The organism is Desulfocucumis palustris, assembly GCF_002933875.1.
GTDB classification, from domain to species: domain Bacteria; phylum Bacillota; class Desulfotomaculia; order Desulfotomaculales; family Desulfocucumaceae; genus Desulfocucumis; species Desulfocucumis palustris.
Map to the genome: position 1 here is coordinate 18,311 of NZ_BFAV01000125.1, position 15,447 is coordinate 33,757.

At 43.6% G+C, this 15,447-nt stretch carries 23 protein-coding genes; 5 read left to right on the forward strand and 18 right to left on the reverse strand.

The features are described 5' to 3' along the window. Positions 1-4: 4 nt before the first annotated feature. The 6 genes from DCCM_RS10150 to DCCM_RS10180 form a co-directional block, all read right to left on the reverse strand. Positions 5-1,606: a GGDEF domain-containing protein gene (locus tag DCCM_RS10150; RefSeq protein WP_128739132.1), complete on the reverse strand. Its 1,602-nt coding sequence runs from the start codon at positions 1,604-1,606 to the stop codon at positions 5-7. A 146-nt stretch (positions 1,607-1,752) separates the two neighbouring features. Next, positions 1,753-2,145 carry a hypothetical protein gene (locus DCCM_RS10155; protein WP_104372289.1) on the reverse strand — a complete coding sequence of 131 codons (393 nt, stop codon included), beginning with the start codon at positions 2,143-2,145 and terminating at the stop codon, positions 1,753-1,755. Positions 2,146-2,373: 228 nt separating this feature from the next. Then, a complete protein-coding gene (locus DCCM_RS10160) occupies positions 2,374-2,772 on the reverse strand; it encodes a hypothetical protein (RefSeq protein WP_104372290.1) in 399 nt (132 codons plus the stop codon). Between the two features lie 649 nt (positions 2,773-3,421). Continuing rightward, positions 3,422-3,622 (reverse strand): hypothetical protein, encoded by a 201-nt coding sequence (locus tag DCCM_RS10170; RefSeq protein WP_104372292.1) that lies wholly within the window; start codon positions 3,620-3,622, stop codon positions 3,422-3,424. Positions 3,623-3,663: 41 nt separating this feature from the next. Then, positions 3,664-3,876 carry a hypothetical protein gene (locus tag DCCM_RS10175; protein WP_104372293.1) on the reverse strand — a complete coding sequence of 71 codons (213 nt, stop codon included), beginning with the start codon at positions 3,874-3,876 and terminating at the stop codon, positions 3,664-3,666. 11 nt (positions 3,877-3,887) lie between these two features. Next, a complete protein-coding gene (locus tag DCCM_RS10180; RefSeq protein WP_207655582.1) occupies positions 3,888-4,130 on the reverse strand; it encodes a helix-turn-helix transcriptional regulator in 243 nt (80 codons plus the stop codon). 158 nt (positions 4,131-4,288) lie between these two features. Between DCCM_RS10180 and DCCM_RS10185 the strand changes: the two genes are divergently transcribed. The 3 genes from DCCM_RS10185 (at position 4,289) to DCCM_RS10195 (ending at position 5,739) form a co-directional block, all read left to right on the forward strand. Further along, positions 4,289-4,681, forward strand: coding sequence for a helix-turn-helix domain-containing protein (locus DCCM_RS10185; RefSeq protein ID WP_165792103.1), 393 nt, complete (start codon positions 4,289-4,291; stop codon positions 4,679-4,681). Between the two features lie 73 nt (positions 4,682-4,754). Then, on the forward strand, positions 4,755-5,525 hold the full coding sequence (locus tag DCCM_RS10190; protein ID WP_165792104.1) for an ImmA/IrrE family metallo-endopeptidase: 771 nt from the start codon (positions 4,755-4,757) through the stop codon (positions 5,523-5,525). After that, complete coding sequence (locus DCCM_RS10195) at positions 5,518-5,739, forward strand: hypothetical protein (RefSeq protein WP_104372296.1); 222 nt, start codon at positions 5,518-5,520, stop codon at positions 5,737-5,739. Before DCCM_RS10190 ends, DCCM_RS10195 begins: the two co-directional genes overlap by 8 nt. A gap of 11 nt (positions 5,740-5,750) precedes the next feature. Here the strand turns inward: DCCM_RS10195 and DCCM_RS10200 are convergent, their stop codons facing one another. The 6 genes from DCCM_RS10200 to DCCM_RS10225 form a co-directional block, all read right to left on the reverse strand. Then, positions 5,751-6,449, reverse strand: a complete 699-nt coding sequence (locus DCCM_RS10200; protein WP_104372297.1) for a hypothetical protein — start codon at positions 6,447-6,449, stop codon at positions 5,751-5,753. A 2-nt stretch (positions 6,450-6,451) separates the two neighbouring features. Next, positions 6,452-7,321: an ImmA/IrrE family metallo-endopeptidase gene (locus DCCM_RS10205; RefSeq protein WP_104372298.1), complete on the reverse strand. Its 870-nt coding sequence runs from the start codon at positions 7,319-7,321 to the stop codon at positions 6,452-6,454. Beyond that, complete coding sequence (locus DCCM_RS10210) at positions 7,299-7,664, reverse strand: helix-turn-helix transcriptional regulator (protein WP_104372299.1); 366 nt, start codon at positions 7,662-7,664, stop codon at positions 7,299-7,301. The genes DCCM_RS10205 and DCCM_RS10210 overlap by 23 nt, the downstream gene beginning before the upstream one ends. Positions 7,665-8,328: 664 nt before the next feature. After that, the gene (locus DCCM_RS10215) at positions 8,329-8,760 is read right to left on the reverse strand and encodes a VOC family protein (protein WP_104372300.1); all 432 of its coding nucleotides are present in this window, start codon (positions 8,758-8,760) and stop codon (positions 8,329-8,331) included. Positions 8,761-8,984: 224 nt separating this feature from the next. Further along, a complete protein-coding gene (locus DCCM_RS10220) occupies positions 8,985-9,347 on the reverse strand; it encodes a type II toxin-antitoxin system HicB family antitoxin (RefSeq protein WP_104372301.1) in 363 nt (120 codons plus the stop codon). Beyond that, the gene (locus DCCM_RS10225; protein ID WP_231702730.1) at positions 9,344-9,550 is read right to left on the reverse strand and encodes a type II toxin-antitoxin system HicA family toxin; all 207 of its coding nucleotides are present in this window, start codon (positions 9,548-9,550) and stop codon (positions 9,344-9,346) included. The genes DCCM_RS10220 and DCCM_RS10225 overlap by 4 nt, the downstream gene beginning before the upstream one ends. Before the next feature lie 465 nt (positions 9,551-10,015). Between DCCM_RS10225 and DCCM_RS10230 the strand changes: the two genes are divergently transcribed. Together DCCM_RS10230 and DCCM_RS10235 are read left to right on the forward strand one after the other, a co-directional pair. Then, on the forward strand, positions 10,016-10,258 hold the full coding sequence (locus tag DCCM_RS10230; RefSeq protein WP_104372303.1) for a type II toxin-antitoxin system Phd/YefM family antitoxin: 243 nt from the start codon (positions 10,016-10,018) through the stop codon (positions 10,256-10,258). Continuing rightward, a complete protein-coding gene (locus tag DCCM_RS10235) occupies positions 10,245-10,520 on the forward strand; it encodes a Txe/YoeB family addiction module toxin (protein WP_231702731.1) in 276 nt (91 codons plus the stop codon). The genes DCCM_RS10230 and DCCM_RS10235 overlap by 14 nt, the downstream gene beginning before the upstream one ends. 32 nt (positions 10,521-10,552) lie before the next feature. On the opposite strand, the gene DCCM_RS19485 is transcribed toward DCCM_RS10235, so the two are convergent. From DCCM_RS19485 to DCCM_RS10260, 6 genes are all read right to left on the reverse strand, one after another. Beyond that, on the reverse strand, positions 10,553-10,687 hold the full coding sequence (locus tag DCCM_RS19485) for a hypothetical protein (protein WP_269433749.1): 135 nt from the start codon (positions 10,685-10,687) through the stop codon (positions 10,553-10,555). 91 nt (positions 10,688-10,778) lie between these two features. Further along, positions 10,779-11,825 carry a two-component system sensor histidine kinase NtrB gene (locus tag DCCM_RS10240; RefSeq protein ID WP_104372305.1) on the reverse strand — a complete coding sequence of 349 codons (1,047 nt, stop codon included), beginning with the start codon at positions 11,823-11,825 and terminating at the stop codon, positions 10,779-10,781. A 37-nt stretch (positions 11,826-11,862) separates the two neighbouring features. Then, the gene (locus DCCM_RS10245) at positions 11,863-12,162 is read right to left on the reverse strand and encodes a hypothetical protein (RefSeq protein ID WP_104372306.1); all 300 of its coding nucleotides are present in this window, start codon (positions 12,160-12,162) and stop codon (positions 11,863-11,865) included. Continuing rightward, positions 12,147-13,166 (reverse strand): V4R domain-containing protein, encoded by a 1,020-nt coding sequence (locus DCCM_RS10250; protein ID WP_104372307.1) that lies wholly within the window; start codon positions 13,164-13,166, stop codon positions 12,147-12,149. Before DCCM_RS10250 ends, DCCM_RS10245 begins: the two co-directional genes overlap by 16 nt. Then, entirely contained in the window at positions 13,163-13,882 is a 720-nt protein-coding gene (locus DCCM_RS10255) for an RAD55 family ATPase (protein ID WP_104372308.1), read from the reverse strand. The genes DCCM_RS10250 and DCCM_RS10255 overlap by 4 nt, the downstream gene beginning before the upstream one ends. Positions 13,883-13,886: 4 nt before the next feature. Further along, positions 13,887-15,263 carry an ATPase domain-containing protein gene (locus tag DCCM_RS10260; protein ID WP_231702736.1) on the reverse strand — a complete coding sequence of 459 codons (1,377 nt, stop codon included), beginning with the start codon at positions 15,261-15,263 and terminating at the stop codon, positions 13,887-13,889. Positions 15,264-15,447: the final 184 nt, after the last annotated feature.

Genomic DNA, 15,447 nt, shown 5'->3' on the forward strand with positions numbered 1-15,447 from the left:
ATTCTCAGGCTCCTTTCAGTTGTTTGGCAATTTCACTGATATTGTTGGTATAGGGCAAATTAAAACCCCGGGCGTCAATATGAGGCGGACATAATACCAGACCCCTTTCAAAGGGCTTGAAATAGCTCCAGGCATCAATAATTTTTTGCTCAACATTTTTCACAAAAAGAATTGGATATCCTGGGATATCCAACTCCGGTTCGCTTCCGCCGTCAATCAGGACACAATCAGCCAATTGTGCGGCAGTTTTAATTATATGTCCCGGGTCTTCCTTTTCATCACAAGTCGGGTCCAGGAGCCAAATGATTTTGCCGTTCACCTCCAGCCCCCCGCCCACCCCTACCCTCCTCCAATCCTTATTCCATATGTCGGCGGCATCGAATCCAAAGTATGCGTAAAGCTGTGGGCTTTTGAAGTTGGCGTCGATTATGGCCACACTATCCAGATGCCTGGCGAGGCTTACCACCTCGGAGGCGGAGCTGCCCTCCCAGGCCCAGGGAGTGCAGAATCTTAAAACCTTTTCCGGCAGTATGAAGCCGCACGGGCTTTCCACTGCCGCATATATCTCCGTTCTGTTTCTCCCCAGGGATTTCGCCCGGTAAAGGGCCGTGTCCGCGTTTTTCACAACATTCATGCCGTTTTGGTGTTGAGCCACGCCGGCCGAAAAAGTCACTTTTATAAAAACGCCATCATGACAAATCTTCTCGAAGGACCACATTTCCCGGAGCCGTTCAACGGTTTTGTACGCCTCGCTTGTATCAGCCACTGAAAGACCGAGAATGAACTCTTCGCCCCCGTACCTGCAGATAATATCCTTGTTCCTGGTGTGCTCCCTAAGAAACTTTCCGAACATGGACAGCACTTCATCCCCTGCCAAGTGGCCGTATGTATCGTTTATTGATTTAAAATGGTCCAGGTCCAGCATTGCCACCGCAAAGCCGCTTCCTTTTTCAGCCTTCTCCTTTAACCAATCGTCCCAGCAGGACCTGGTGTAGCAGCCGGTCAGGTCATCGGTTTTCAGGTTTCTTTTTTTGTTGGTTAAGAAAGAAATTGGTATTAATTCCTTTAGACTTGACTTTCCTTTTGCGTTACGAAAACTTTTCTCCGCCAAATCATTGTCAGGCACCGATGGGCTTTCCATTGGAACAAAGTTCCCTGGAATCTCAAAATTGCCATTGGGCGGTTCCGGAAAAAAAGGCTCGGCTTTAAAACTCACTTTATTCTTGTCACCAGTAATTCTCTCCCCATCATTATCTTTTAACTCTATACCTGTCTCAACGGGCAGCTTGGGGCAACTTATCTTTTCTGCCACTTCTATTCCTTCGCCCTGCATAACCCACCTTTCCGCAGTGTTAAAATCAGCCGGTGGTTGTTCCAAAACGTCTTTTAGTCTCTCCGCCCAACCGTCATCCGGAATAATATCAAAAACCCCCAGTTGCACAAAGGATGCAACCAGCCGGTCTCCCGGGGCCCTGCCTGCTGCAAGAAGAATTATTCTGGTTGAAGGTCTTTGCATGCGATATATCTTTACCGCGTTAATAAATTCATTGCCCTGCCCCACGGATACATCAATAATTAAAGTATTTAAAGGAATCCTCAAAGCCATCTCAAAAACGCGCTTAATTTCCGCTGGTTCATAAGAACCGAAACTACTGTGTACAATCCGGTCACCAATAACATCCACAATAGCTTTTTCCTTGTCTGAATTGACAACTACACCAAACGTATAAATCACCTCGCTAAAAAAAATTACTAAAATATGATTTTCCTATTCCAGCTTTTACTGCACTTGTGCCAGTGTTTGCAGCCGGTAGGAGCATACTCGCCATTACCCCGAATAAACTTACTACATGTGGGAATCTTTCCGTCGCAAAGCCAATTATACATTTCATTGCTGCCGTTAATGCAAGGACCGGAAGGGCTTCGCCATAGAATCTTTTTTTCGTCCTTGACAGTGACAACAGTGCAATTCATGTCTAAATCATTTTTTAGGCTAAAAATATCGCCAGTTTGAGGATAAGGATCTTCATGGGAAAGTAATTCAAGAACATGTCTTTCGACATTAACACGTCTATCAATCATTTCCCGGCTCACAGAATCATCGTCATTTTGATATATACTAAAGGCAAGATTTTTAATGGCCACTCTTTTCACCCCCCATAAAAAACAAAAAGCCGGGGCAAACCCGGTCAAATATTCCACGTGGAATAAACCATAGTAAAAAGTGTTTAACCAATGTCATGATTAATAATTAGCAGCAGTATCTGTGGATATGTGGGCAACGTATTTTGTTGTCCAAGCGATTGTGGGCCCTGTGGGCAGGCTTGAGGCCTGTCCACAAGTCCACATGAGCGGCATATCCATAGATTACTCCTATTGCCCCGACAATGCCTGCATACCTTGGGCGAATGAAATGCTTTTTATACTGCCATTGCTACATACATGCCCGGTCTTTTTACCACCGCAGTTTAATTCAATTCCTCCCAGCGCTGCCTCTCTGGCAACTTCTGCAATGGATAATTCGTCAATTTTATTTTTCTTTGTTTCGCCGTAATATGCCCGGCCTCTTCTTTTCCGGTTCCTGCGAACTCTAAAAGCTTCGATATCACCCTTTATGTATAAGTAGAAATATGGATAATCAAGTATTCTGGACAATATTGCAAGCCCCGTGGCCCCTTCTATTTCCCATACCTTTTGCAAAATTAATTTCTTTTCATGATCCCCTGAACGGGAATACACAAGGGACATCCTTTCGATCTCATCGTATTTCAATACAAACACAACCTCCCTTATCCGTCTTTCGCCGCACCATAAACATAAAAGTGCGCCCCCAGTGCGCCACGAGGAGGCAACGGAAATTGGCACTGGAAAAAACAGCCCGGAGCGGTGCTCTAAACCGCGTCAAGTTTGCGCAAATCCAAGAATCCGAATCAAGCAAAAACTCCAATTGCATAAAGGGGGTGCACCAATATACAACAGAGCCGAAACCCCCAGACCCACGCCTTATTAACGCAGTCCCTGTTTTCAGGAAAACGGGCTCACTGCAATACATAAAACTCCCTTGGGCAGGCATGACATCCTGTCCAGTCCCAAAGGCTATATCAAAGAACATCGCTACCGATTCAACGCCCTGGCTGGCATTTAGGCAGAAGGCGCATTTCTCTTCCGTCACGGGCAAATCACCACACTTGCCCGTGACGTCGCAACAGTTGCATAAAAGATTTTGCAATTTCTATTACGCCCGGCAGATACAGTCCCCAACCGGTAGGACCAAGTAACTTTTTCCGCAACACCCTGCATGCCTAACGGCACGCCCCCGGGCAGCTTTTCCTGCCCTAGGGCCTACCGTCGTACCTATGATTTAATAGCTTGTAAGCATTAATACCAATTACTGGGAGGGTTTAAAATATTTTCGTAGAATCTATTTATTGTAAGATTTAATTTTGCTATCCTGTTGTTTTAAACCAATGCCTATTTGTTGTTCATTCCGAAGAACACTTTGCGCTATAATACGAATCATAGTCTGACGCCCGTGATTAATAGCAGCGTTAGTTTCTTGATTTAAGCTTTCTGTAATGTAATAAGTTTTAAATTTCATGTCGTCAAGACGTGAACGGGCCATGATTATACCTCCCATAAAGCAAGTCAGAGTACAGGATATGTTTAATCTTTTTTATCAAATAATTTAAGCTGTCCCATAAAAATTGCTCTGGCCAACCGGCCGGCCCAGGGTACTGCACAGTCGTCCCCTATCCACCAGCGACAACGACTTTGTTTACATGGCTGGTCTATCGGCATATAGCCTGCAGTATTATCTTTTAAATAGGCAGTCAGAACCGGGCATATTTTTGCTTGGCGATCTATTTTGGGGTCCATGGATTAACTCCTTACCGTTCCCGTCCAGCGGTTTTTAATAAAATATGTTCACTATAGTGTACATCCTCTGTAAAAAAAAGAGCCTCAAAATTGGTTTTTAGAATATTACAAATTTTTTTTACTATGATAGCCCCAGGAATTTTAATACCTCGTTCAATGTCAGACAAATAAGGTCTTGAAATTCCTATTTTTTTGGAAAGCTGATCTTGAGACATACCTGCTTTTTTTCGATACTCAGCAATTCTATTTTTCACAAGGTCCACCTCCAATGGATACTATAGTTACCACTTTGTAACCTTTAGTGTACTGTAAATATTTTATATTTTAAAGTTATCGTTGTCAACTATAAAATACGAAAGAACTATAGATTTTCTTTGAAATGTCTGCTATAGTTTACAAAGGAGTTGTTTTTATGAGTATAGGAGAAATAATAAAAAAATATCGTATTGACCACGACCTATCTTTACGAGAATTTGCTGAAAGAGCTTCATTAAGCCACGCATATATTGACAAATTAGAAAACGGTAAAGATCCTACAACTGGAAAGCCAGTTACGCCTACTATGCGAACAATAAAACTAATTGCAGGAGCTATGGCTATTTCCACTGATGAACTTATGGCTGCTGCTGGATATCTTGACAAGACCGACCCTCCCAAACCAAAAGCTCTTGAAGGATTGGATATGTTCTTTATGCGAGCTATAGGTAAATTGTCACCTGATGGTAAAAAGAAAGTCTATGATTATATTGAAATGGTTGATGAGATAGAAAAGCAAAAACGGCAAAAACAAAAAAAGAACAAATGAACCACCGCTAACTAGAAAGCGGTGGTTCTGTCATATCATGACCAATCGACATAATTCTACAGGAGATGACATCTTGACTGAATCAAATGCAACTATAGAGGCACGGTTATTAGTCAATGCGCTTAAACCTAAATACCCTTTAGATATTGCTTGGTTATCCAGTCAGGTGCTTGGTAAGCCTGTAATAATTGACGAGCGGGACTTCCCGATTAACGTGTGTGCCATGATTTTAGATAAACCAGTTTATACATCAGTACACATCTGTGTTAACAGCAATAGGCCACTCACAAGCCGGCGCTTTGCCGTGGCCCATGAGCTGGCCCACATATACCTGGGCCACCAGGGCGACATAAGCATCATCGAAGAGGAAGAAGACCCTTTCCTGCACACCGAAGCCGATAATTTTGCAACGGAAATACTGGCCCCCAAAAACAGGATGCTTGCCCTGGCGCAAAAGTACCGAGAACCGATGGACCTGATTCATTATATTTTGCGTGGCTATAAAGTTAGTTTGGAAATGGCATGCAGAAGACTTGTGGAACTTGAAGTGTATAAAGGAGCTTTTATGTGCTTCAGTGAATCCCAACCACTCTTTGCCTATAATACTCCGGGAGTCAATCTCAACATAGAGAAAATAAACAGCATTCCGGTAATTAAACGGGGGTGCCTGATATGTCAAAAAGAAACAATAGATGGAGTCCCGGCAAGATGCTATATCCGACGTTTTAAAAGTGGTAATTTCTTAATCGCCTGGATAGAAGAAAAACCGGAAACTTTGTATAAGTTACTATCTCACCATAGAATGAAAACCCAAAAGATAAGTGCGGCGAATCAAAATGATTAGTTTTAGAGAACAACAAGAACTATGGGAAAAAGAATATTTGTCGCCATTTGCCAAGAAATCCTCAGAGGCAAGGTTCTGGAAAAAAGATGTTGATGATCCTTACAGAACAGCCTATCAAAGAGACATTGGAAAAATATTATTTTCTGATGCATTCAGACGATTAAGAATGAAAACACAGGTGTTTGTTGCTTCCTACTGTATTGCCGTGGATTGAGTTTAACGGTTTTATAACAAACCATGGTAGAGATTTTCCATAGCCTCAACAAATTGCCTCCATTTTGGATTTGTCTTTTGTTCGAACTGTGTCAAGTGATACTGATACTTATACAGCATTCTCAAGGCTTTTTTATTACCTATATTATTTATGTAAAGATAAAATATTAATTCATACATTTTAATAACTTGTACATTATCAAGACCTGTTAACAATTCTTCTGCTCTTTCTACTAACTGAATAGCATTGGAATCATGAGCAGCAAAATATAGTAGTCCCTTTACTGCTAAGTAAGCAAGTGATTTAACTTCACCACGATCATCCTTGTTGTCAAGCAAAGGGTCATATTTGGTAAAAGGATAGATTCTTTTCTCGATGGAACCTCTGATCACTTGCTCTTCGGAAGTTAGTTCTGAGTCTTTATGAACAATCAGACGTGGTGGTCTATCATTTATAATTGCCTGAATATAAGACTGTTCTGATGGCATTACTAACTCATCATAAACAGCTTCATGAATTGCTAAATTGGAGAAAGCTTGAAATATTGGATCGAGCCATACCTGGCGAAATAGAGGAAAATCAAAGCTTTTTTCAGCATATTTACTTCTATCGGGAGGGATAATAAAATTTGCATCCAAAGTAATGATTTGGTCTGGCTGTTTAAAAATACTTATAAGGGCTGGGTTTAAGAAGGTTAGATCAATGTTCATTGTCAGCCTCGCCGGTTAAAAAATTCTTCAAACTCATTTACATCTTCAACAGAAACTTCAATCGTATAACCATAATCATCGGGTTTTTTGTCAAAGAGACTTAAGGTATTTAAGAATTTATCTTCATCTATAATATTATCCTCAAAATTTCTAATGATCACTTCAATATTTTTAGGCGAGGTACCAATATTATTGGTTTTGGTGTTAAGCTTCCAGAAAATTTCATTGTTGATTGCTTTACCCATACGTCCGTACTCTCCAACCATATCTCGCTCATTGATGGAATAGAGTTGTTCGAATTGTTGTTCAGAAATAGCACCAATTTCCATAAATCTTCTGACTATAGACCGGTATGGAAGCCACCAAGCACATTGTAGTCTAGCTACGAAACGTAGCAATGTCTTGATTTGTATTTTTTGTAGTGAAGAGTCCTTAAACTCGCTAAAAATAAGACTTTCTAATACATTTTGTGGCAGCAATAATTCTGCAGCAAATCGATTAGCTTCAACTTCAATCGGAGAATCAACTTCAGTAACACGACTAAGATGTGAGCCAGTTATAGTAAAAAAATGATATAGTTCATGAGCAACAGCAAAAATCTGCCTATCAAAATAGTCGGCAGTATTTAAGCCCATGAAAATTAGCTCTTTGTCACCCACTTTAGAATACATAAGTGCAGCTGAAAAAGCTGGTTTTTTACCTTCTGATTCAATGGGATATTCAAGCAATAAAATGTTCATATTTTCAAGAATGGCAAAAATATCTTTAGCGATAGCGGCTTTTCCTATATATCCTAATGTGCGGCGTTTTTCCTCAACAAGATCCCTAATTTTAGAAATCTGCTGATTATCAAGCTTGGTGGGAGGCTGCATTTTCAAATTTGCTCCTTAAAAGTATTTGCTGCCTAAGGGTTAACATCATGGTAAAAAGCTTATCAACGCCTTCTTTTTCACTTTCACTTAATGCTTCGCTACGCAACGCAATAAAGAAGTTTGTCTCCTGTTCCTCAATGAACATGTCAGTAATTTCAAAGTTAAGTGTTTTAGCTAAAAATTCCAATTGAGTAATAGAAGGAATAAAGTTCTCACGCTCTATACGACCTATCATTACTCGATTAATTCCGGCAAGATCACCCAATTGCTCTTGTGTTAATCCTTTTTCCTCACGTTTTAATTTTACGGTTTCTGCAAGTTTTGCAGTAGATAATTTTTTCATTTCTTAAGAACCTCCCTTCAATACATAGTATATACTTCCCCAAACAAATGATACTAAAAATAACATAAAAAATCAATAAAGAAAAAAACCAGGCTAAAAATACCGATAATGCAATTTTTAATAACATAAAACTTGGTTATTTGAACCTCTTTAAAATACGGTAAGTGCCCGGAGGCTTGGCATAGACTATATATTTGTATAGGGTCACCCCAAAGCTGTAGCTCATTTTACAAGGAGTACAGGCTCTCACTCGCTGAAATGGTTGGCTCCGACATGTCGGAATATACATTTGCCAAGCCTTAATAATTTTTCCCAAAACGAAAGCGTAAAATCAATAGCCAGTCCCCTTCTTTGGAGCATAACGATTTGCCCTGCTGTATTTCCGGGGGCTGAGTTCCACGGCTTTATGACAAATCCGGGTGTCGCCTCCAATGAGCTAAAGCCCTTGAGTGCCAAGGGACAGCGAAATCACCTACTTTGAGGAGTGGGTGATTTTTGTTTTTGGCTCCGTTCCGGTAATAATGCCGATGTTGATGCCGGGACACCTGGCAAACCAGTTTTGGAGATCAATTTTCGTTGCCGGTCGAAGTGCCAGGGGCTTCCAGATGGGTTTGCCTTTCACTTTTGGGAGCAGTGGGGCAAAGGGTTCTTAATACTCTTCTTTTTATTTAATAATCAACATATCATTCTCATCAAAATCCCAGTTTTCTGAATACGCAACTTCCCAATAATAACCATCAGGGTCAATAAAATATCCACTATATCCTCCCCAAAAAACACGTTGAGGTGATTTCTCTATTATTCCCCCAGCTTTTTCGACTTTTTTTATAATCTCATCAACTTCTTCAATTGATCTAGCGTTATAAGCAAGGGTAATACCTGAAAATCCATATCCATTAGGCGGTTCCTTTTCATTTATATCTTTAGCTAACCCATCTAATGGATATAAAGCTAGTTTCGTTCCCGCATTATTAAAAAAAACAATAGCAGGATTATCCTCGTTAACTGATGTCTGAAATCCTAGACCGTCCCTGTAAAATCCAAGTGATTTATTAATATCTCTTACACCTAGAGTAATAAGGTTTATTCTATTCAAAACAATTCCTCCTTTTTACATATTTCCTAAACAATTTCAATGAATTTACGAAAATTCCTTTAACTTTTCTTATTAAACATCACTGCCCGTTAGCTAGCAAGTCCTGCAAATCCATTGGTCAATGATTCCGAAGACTTCCTATCTCTTAAAAGGAAATAAGAACTAATAAACAATAGAATTCAGACGGCCCCTTGAAAATACCATAATAAGTTTAGGGCTCATTTTTAAGGTTTATACCCTACCCCTCGGGATAGCTGATAATTAATATATTGATTCAGGCTCACCTTTTCCTCCTTGGCTCTTTCCGCCAGAGTGCGGTGGAGGGTTTTGGGTATACGAATTCTTAACTGCCCGGAAAACTCGTCAGTTATTGGTTCGGGCACCGGGCGGCCCAATTCCAGGCAGGTTTCGATCCAGCATTTCTTGGCGTCATCCAGGTTGCCGACAGCTTCCTCCGGGTTTTCCCCGTCGGACATACAGCCGGGAAGATTGGGGATTTCAGCCAACCAGCCTCCCCCTTCGTCTTCGGAAAGCTTTCTTAGTTTGATCTCATAAGCTATATTGAGGTAATACTCCAGATTTTTCACTCCATATTCCCCTTCTCTTTTAGTTTTTGAATAAGTATTATTGCCTGTTTAACATAAACCGCCTTTATAGGGCGTTCTTTAGGTATCGGAAGGATATCGGGCAGTTCCGGGTGAAAGTATGTAAAGTGGCTGGAACCCTTTCCCGATTGCCTGCAGCTGAAGCCATACCGCCGGAGTAGTTTGTCCAGGTCTTTAAAATTCACGTCCCTTGGATTATTTACTATTTGGGCGTACAGCTTATCAAACTGAGTCGTTTTTATTTATCACCAGCCTCGATATAATGGTACCATATATGGAACCATTGGTCAATGTTGAACAGTCACACTCCCAGCGAACAGGAGCCTTCGGAGAATACCGAGGGAAAAAATGTTTTGTTTTGATGGGGACCCTCATAAAAAAATCCGGGTGTCGCCTCCAGTATAACAGCAACGAGGGTTTCGGGATTGCTCCCGGAGTCCTCTTTCTTTTTACCCACTTTTACAGGCGGGGGTTCCATTTTTTACTTCAGATAGGGTAGAATCCCCACCTGAAGCCCCGGTGTCAGCTTTAGCTGAACGAGTTAGCTTCCAGCACAAGAAACGCAACGCGTTGACAATTGCGTACAACATGTCGTATAATATGTACATAATAAACGACACTATTATGTACATTATGGGAGGGGTATAACAATGCCTATTGTCAACGCAACAACTGCTAGAAATAATTTTTTCAAAATCATGGAAGATGTGGTTGTTACACATGAGCCTATTTATATAACCGGCAAAGCTGGGAATGTCGTGGTTATTTCCGAAGAGGACTATCGCTCTATTCAAGAAACGCTATATTTAATATCAATTCCGGGTATGCGCGAGAAAATATTACGCGGATTAAATACCCCACTGGAGGATTTAGTGGAGGATGATGATGAGTGAACCTTATAAAATCCTCTACACAAAACAAGCACTAAAAGATAAAAAGACTGCTTATGAAGCTGGTTTCTCAGATAAAATAAAAAGCATCTTGGAAACGTTGAAAGAAAATCCCTTCGCCGATTACCCGCCGTATGAAAAACTCGTGGGTGATTTAATAGGTGCTTATTCAAGGCGGATAAGCCGTCAGCACCGTGTAGTCTATGAGGTTTATCAAAAAAAACATATTGTAAAAATCATCAGTATGTGGCTACATTATGAATGATGGCCGCAGCAGTTCATTGGATGCCCTCTTTTTTACGGGTTTTTATTTTTGCCGTTATCTTTTACCATAATGCCCATTGCGGCAAGGGCAAGATTATTTTTATCGACATTTGCATTACATTCCTTATCTTCTTCCTCTTCTTTTGCCCGCCTATCCTTATCAGTCAATATTAACACCTCCCGATGGTATTTAACTGCTTTAAGAAGTCAAATATTAGTTTCCCCCGGGCATGTGTTTTTTTATGCCGACTTTACGGCTCTATCCCGCCGGCAAAAGCACCGTCACGCTAGTACCCTCTCCCGGTATACTCCGGACCTCGATACGGCCGCCATGATTATCAATAATTTTTTTGATTATGAACATCCCAAGCCCGGTGCCGCTTTCCTTGGTGGTAAAAAAGGGGTCAAACATATTCGCCACGGTTTGCTCATCCATACCAGTTCCTGTATCTCTGAAAACAACCTGAATAAATTTTTCATGCCTGTCCCAGGAAGTTTGCAAAAATATCTTCCCGCCCTGAGAGAGAGCGTCGAAAGCGTTTTTAAAGATATTCAGGAAAACCTGTTTTAACTGTTCGCTGTCTCCAAGAATATCCGGAATATCCGTTGCCATGTCCAGGTTAATATCCAGCTTGCGGAGAAATGCTTCACTTTCCACCAGCATGACCACATCGGTTATTATTTTAGAGATGGAACACCGGCTGCGATTGGAAAAACCGGGCTTGGTCAACTGCAAAAAATCTGAAATCAGGATGTTAACGTGTTTTAATTCAGTTAATATTAAGGTTACATATTCTTCCTGGGGAGTTCCCTTTAAATATTTTTGCAACAATTGCAAAAAGCCGCCGATGACCGTAAGCGGGTTGCGAACTTCATGCACCAATCCCGCCGCCATTTGTCCCAAAATGGCCAGCTTCTCAGCTTTAATAATCGCGCTCTCCAATTCCTGCTGCCGTCCCGCCGGTATAAATACGGCCATGGCGCCTATGATAACACCGCTCTTGTCCCTGATCACATATGTACTTGCCAAACAAGCGACGGAGCTGGTAACAGGTATCACGGCCTCGGGATTCAGGTCTTGAAATTCCCTGCCCGTGGCAAGGGTTTGCAGCAATTTGCCGGAGCCGCGCTCCGGGCCGTTTAAATTAAGAAGCGGCCGGTCCATCACCTCGTCAGCCTTAAGTCCGGTAATCCCGGACAATGCCCGGTTGAAAACCCGAACCCTGCCTTCCCGGTCAATCACCAATAATCCCACAGGCAGGTTATCTATGGCCAGACGGGACCAGATCTCCACTAATTCAACCATCTAACAGAACCTCCACTCGCAAATAGGCTGTTCCGGGCTACCGCAAAGGCGGTTTGGAAAGTTCTTTTTCGCCCCTTTCCCGGAAATAATTGGCGATTGAGTCCCCGTTGCGCAGGCGGTAAATGGTTATCTTTTTTGTGCCGCCAATCTCCAGGATGCCCAGGGCCCCAAGGGTACTAAGAGCCGTCTCCACCAGATGCCGGGGGCGGTGCAAACGGAGGGCCAAACCATCAGCTGTATCCCTGGTATGCGGGTTGGCCTGAAAAAAAGCAAGCAACTCGATCCGGATAACACTTTGCAGAATCGGGTCAAGCTCTTCATTCATTTTTTCGGCCACGGGGTTCCCCTCCTGTCTAATAATTTCTTCGGAAGAGGCAAGGCTAGGAACTCGCAGTAATCAGCCCCCATAGACTGGCAAATCATCTCTTCACAGATGATTTCCTTTTCAAACAGAACGCTGAGGTAAGCGGCAAAGAACCCCCGCAGCAGATCACAAATCACCTGCGGAGTGCGGTAAAGATACCCGCATTCATTTGCAACAGCCACCTGAAAAGACTCGTAACACCGGATCCTGGCCCTGGCGCGGGTCAGGCTGACGGAAACCAGTTCAACATTGCCCAGCCCTTGATTTTTTATTTCTTCCAGAAGCAACTGCAAACATTCCTCCGGGTCGGGATATAAAGCCCTGGACTTATGGGCCAGGCTGAGTCCCGACTGGTACCCGGCATCATAAAGCACATGTTTTAAAGCGTGTGGGGCGTGCTCCCTGACGGAAACCAGCAGGGAGGCATAGGTTTCCTGGGGGAGAAGGACCGCCCTCCGGCCGGCAATTTTCAGCACATGTCCTTCCCGGGTAACGATTTCCTCCTTCGGCCCGGCGGCGGGGAAGAGCTTTCCGCGGCAAACTCCTTCCTCTTCTTTCTCCAGGGATTCGGAAAAATTTTCACCGAGCACATGGTGCAAAATTGCCTGCAGAGTGCCGAGGCGCACGCAGAAAGTAGGCAGGCCTTCCTCCCTGGCCCGCAGGCAGTACTCCCGGTAAACGCATTTATCTCTTTTAACGGATAGCAGCAGGTTTTCCCCCGATTCCTCCAGCCGGTAATCCCCGGCGTTCAGAAAATCCACCCGTTCCAGGGTGTTGAGGTAGGCCCGGCAGATATCCAAAGGCTTCTTTGATTGCAGCATTAGATCGTCCCAATACTCGTTAATGAAATATTGGGCCACCCCGGTCACAAACTGTTCCAGCCAGTGGCGGCCGCTGAAGGGGACCTGGTTCATTGTCCTGCACATGCTGAGATACATATAATTGATTATTATCCTGGATATGTCGTTTTCTTTCATTGGTACACCCCCATGTCGGCAGACACCAGAATGCCGTATACGGGACTAATGGTAAACATGTGGCTGGAGGACACAAATTGCTGGCTTTTTACCTTCCCAATCTGCATCAGGCGCACGGAATTGTACCTGGAGCCGCTGAAATTCATCTTCAGGATAAAATTATAAAGGTGGCCGGTTATGGTGATAATTCTGGGTTCTAAAACTTCGCTCACAAATATGTCCATTGTCAATATCCCTTTTTTCCGGAGCTGTTTAATCCTGGCCCGGTGAAAATCCAAAACATCGGTAATATCCAAATTAGTTAATAGAGTACTTAGACTGTCCACCACCAGCCTCACCCTGCGCCCGATACAGCCGCGCAGCACTTCCGTTTCCAGGGCGAAATACTTCTCCAGGTTGCGAAGGTCGGAAAGGGCGTATTTTTCCGCGCTTCCGTCCTCTTCATAAGCATCGATAAAAACCAGCCTGCCCGTTTCTTCATAGACCGGAGTTCCCACCTTAAAGCTCAGCAGGTGCTCACGCATGGCCGCCGGAGGTTCATCACAGGCCACGTATACGCAGGTATCTCCGCAGCGCAGCCCCTCTTTGATAAATTCCCCCGCCAGTACGGTTTTGCCCACACCGGAATCCCCTTCCACCATAATTTGAGAACCGTAGGACAGCCCCTGTTCAATATTACGGTCCAATCCCTCCACTCCAAAATAGGCTCTATGCATAATTTCAACCTCCTAACCGGGGGAACACCTGTACACCCGAAGCATTGATTTCTAGCAGGTGGTTGCCCATAACATGGTTGACTCCCCGCATTTTATAAAGTTCCAACTGCCTGACCCGGCGGTTTTGCGACAAAATTGACTTGAGCAGCATGGTGCCCTGGACCACCGAGTGGATTAATTCCAATCTTCCGCCTGCCGCCGTATCCCAGGCGGGACTGATCAATAAAGTGGTACAGTTTAGCCTGTTTAGACAGGTGACAAGGCAATAAAATTTTTCATGCAGAACAGCGGCGTTATCTATACGGGAAAGAAAGGCGTAAATGGAATCCAGCACCAGCCGCCGGGCGCCGAATGATTTCACCTGCTCGCCCAGTCCGATAATGGTCTCGTCAATTTCCATCCTGGAAAGAGGCATATACACAACCTTAATCAGGCCCTGTTCCTGAAGAGCGTACAGGTCCCAGCTAAATTGGCGGGCATTGGCAAATAATTGCTGCGGGGTTTCCTCAAAGGACAGGAAAATTCCCCTCTCCCCGTAATCCATGGCTCCTTTTACAAGATATTGCAGGCCCAATACCGTTTTACCGGTTCCGGAACCGCCGGCCACAGCCACGCTGGCGCCCCGGGGGAGTCCTCCCCGCAATAAATCATCCAGCCCGGGCACACCGGTATGCAACAGCTTATTTTCCTGGCTTATCTCACTATTAACATCCGTTATTCCCCTCAGGGCGAAAACCCTGATTCCTTCGTCGGTAATGCGGAAGGTGTGTTTGCCCGGAATATGCTCCTGTCCCCGGGTTTTACTGATCTCCAGCACCCGGTGGCGGTGCAGCCCCGGCCTCTCCTTATTTTCCAGGCGAATCACAGCATCCACCACATATTCCTCAAAGGCGTATTCCCTTTTTTCCTCGCTTTCCCGTTCTTTAACCAAAAAAGACGTCAGGCCTAAACGGCGCAGCCCGTTGCAAAAACCATATACCGACCTGCGCAGTGAGAGGGGATCATTAATAACACTTTTAAAATGACTGATACTGTCCACCAGGATTCGCCTGGCGCCGACCTCGCGGACAACCTCCTCAATAAGGTTAACCTCCGCATCTTCCAGCGCTTCGGGAGACGTACATAAAATACGCAGCTTGTTGGCCTGTTCAAAAGCCCGGAGGTCCCAGCCAAAGTTAAAAGCGTCACGGTATATGGACTCGGGTAATTCCTCACAGGTAACAATTACCCCCGGCTCATCAAACTGGGTAATGCCTCGATAAACAAACTCTATGCCAAAAGTGGTTTTACCCGCACCGGGAACCCCTTCCACCAGAACGGAATTTCCGCGTATAATTCCGCCATACACAAGCTCATCAAAGCCATTTATCCCGGTAGGCATTTTATTCAAGGGATTGCCCCCTTTCTTTTACACTAATGTTAAATAATGTTCCATTTCAACATATTTACAGGTATTCCTTGTAAGTTTAATAAATTTCTTTTAATTTAACCTGAAATCGGTAAGACAGACATTTTTTCTGCAACCAGGGATTGGGAGCCGGCTTCAAATACCTGTAACCCAAACT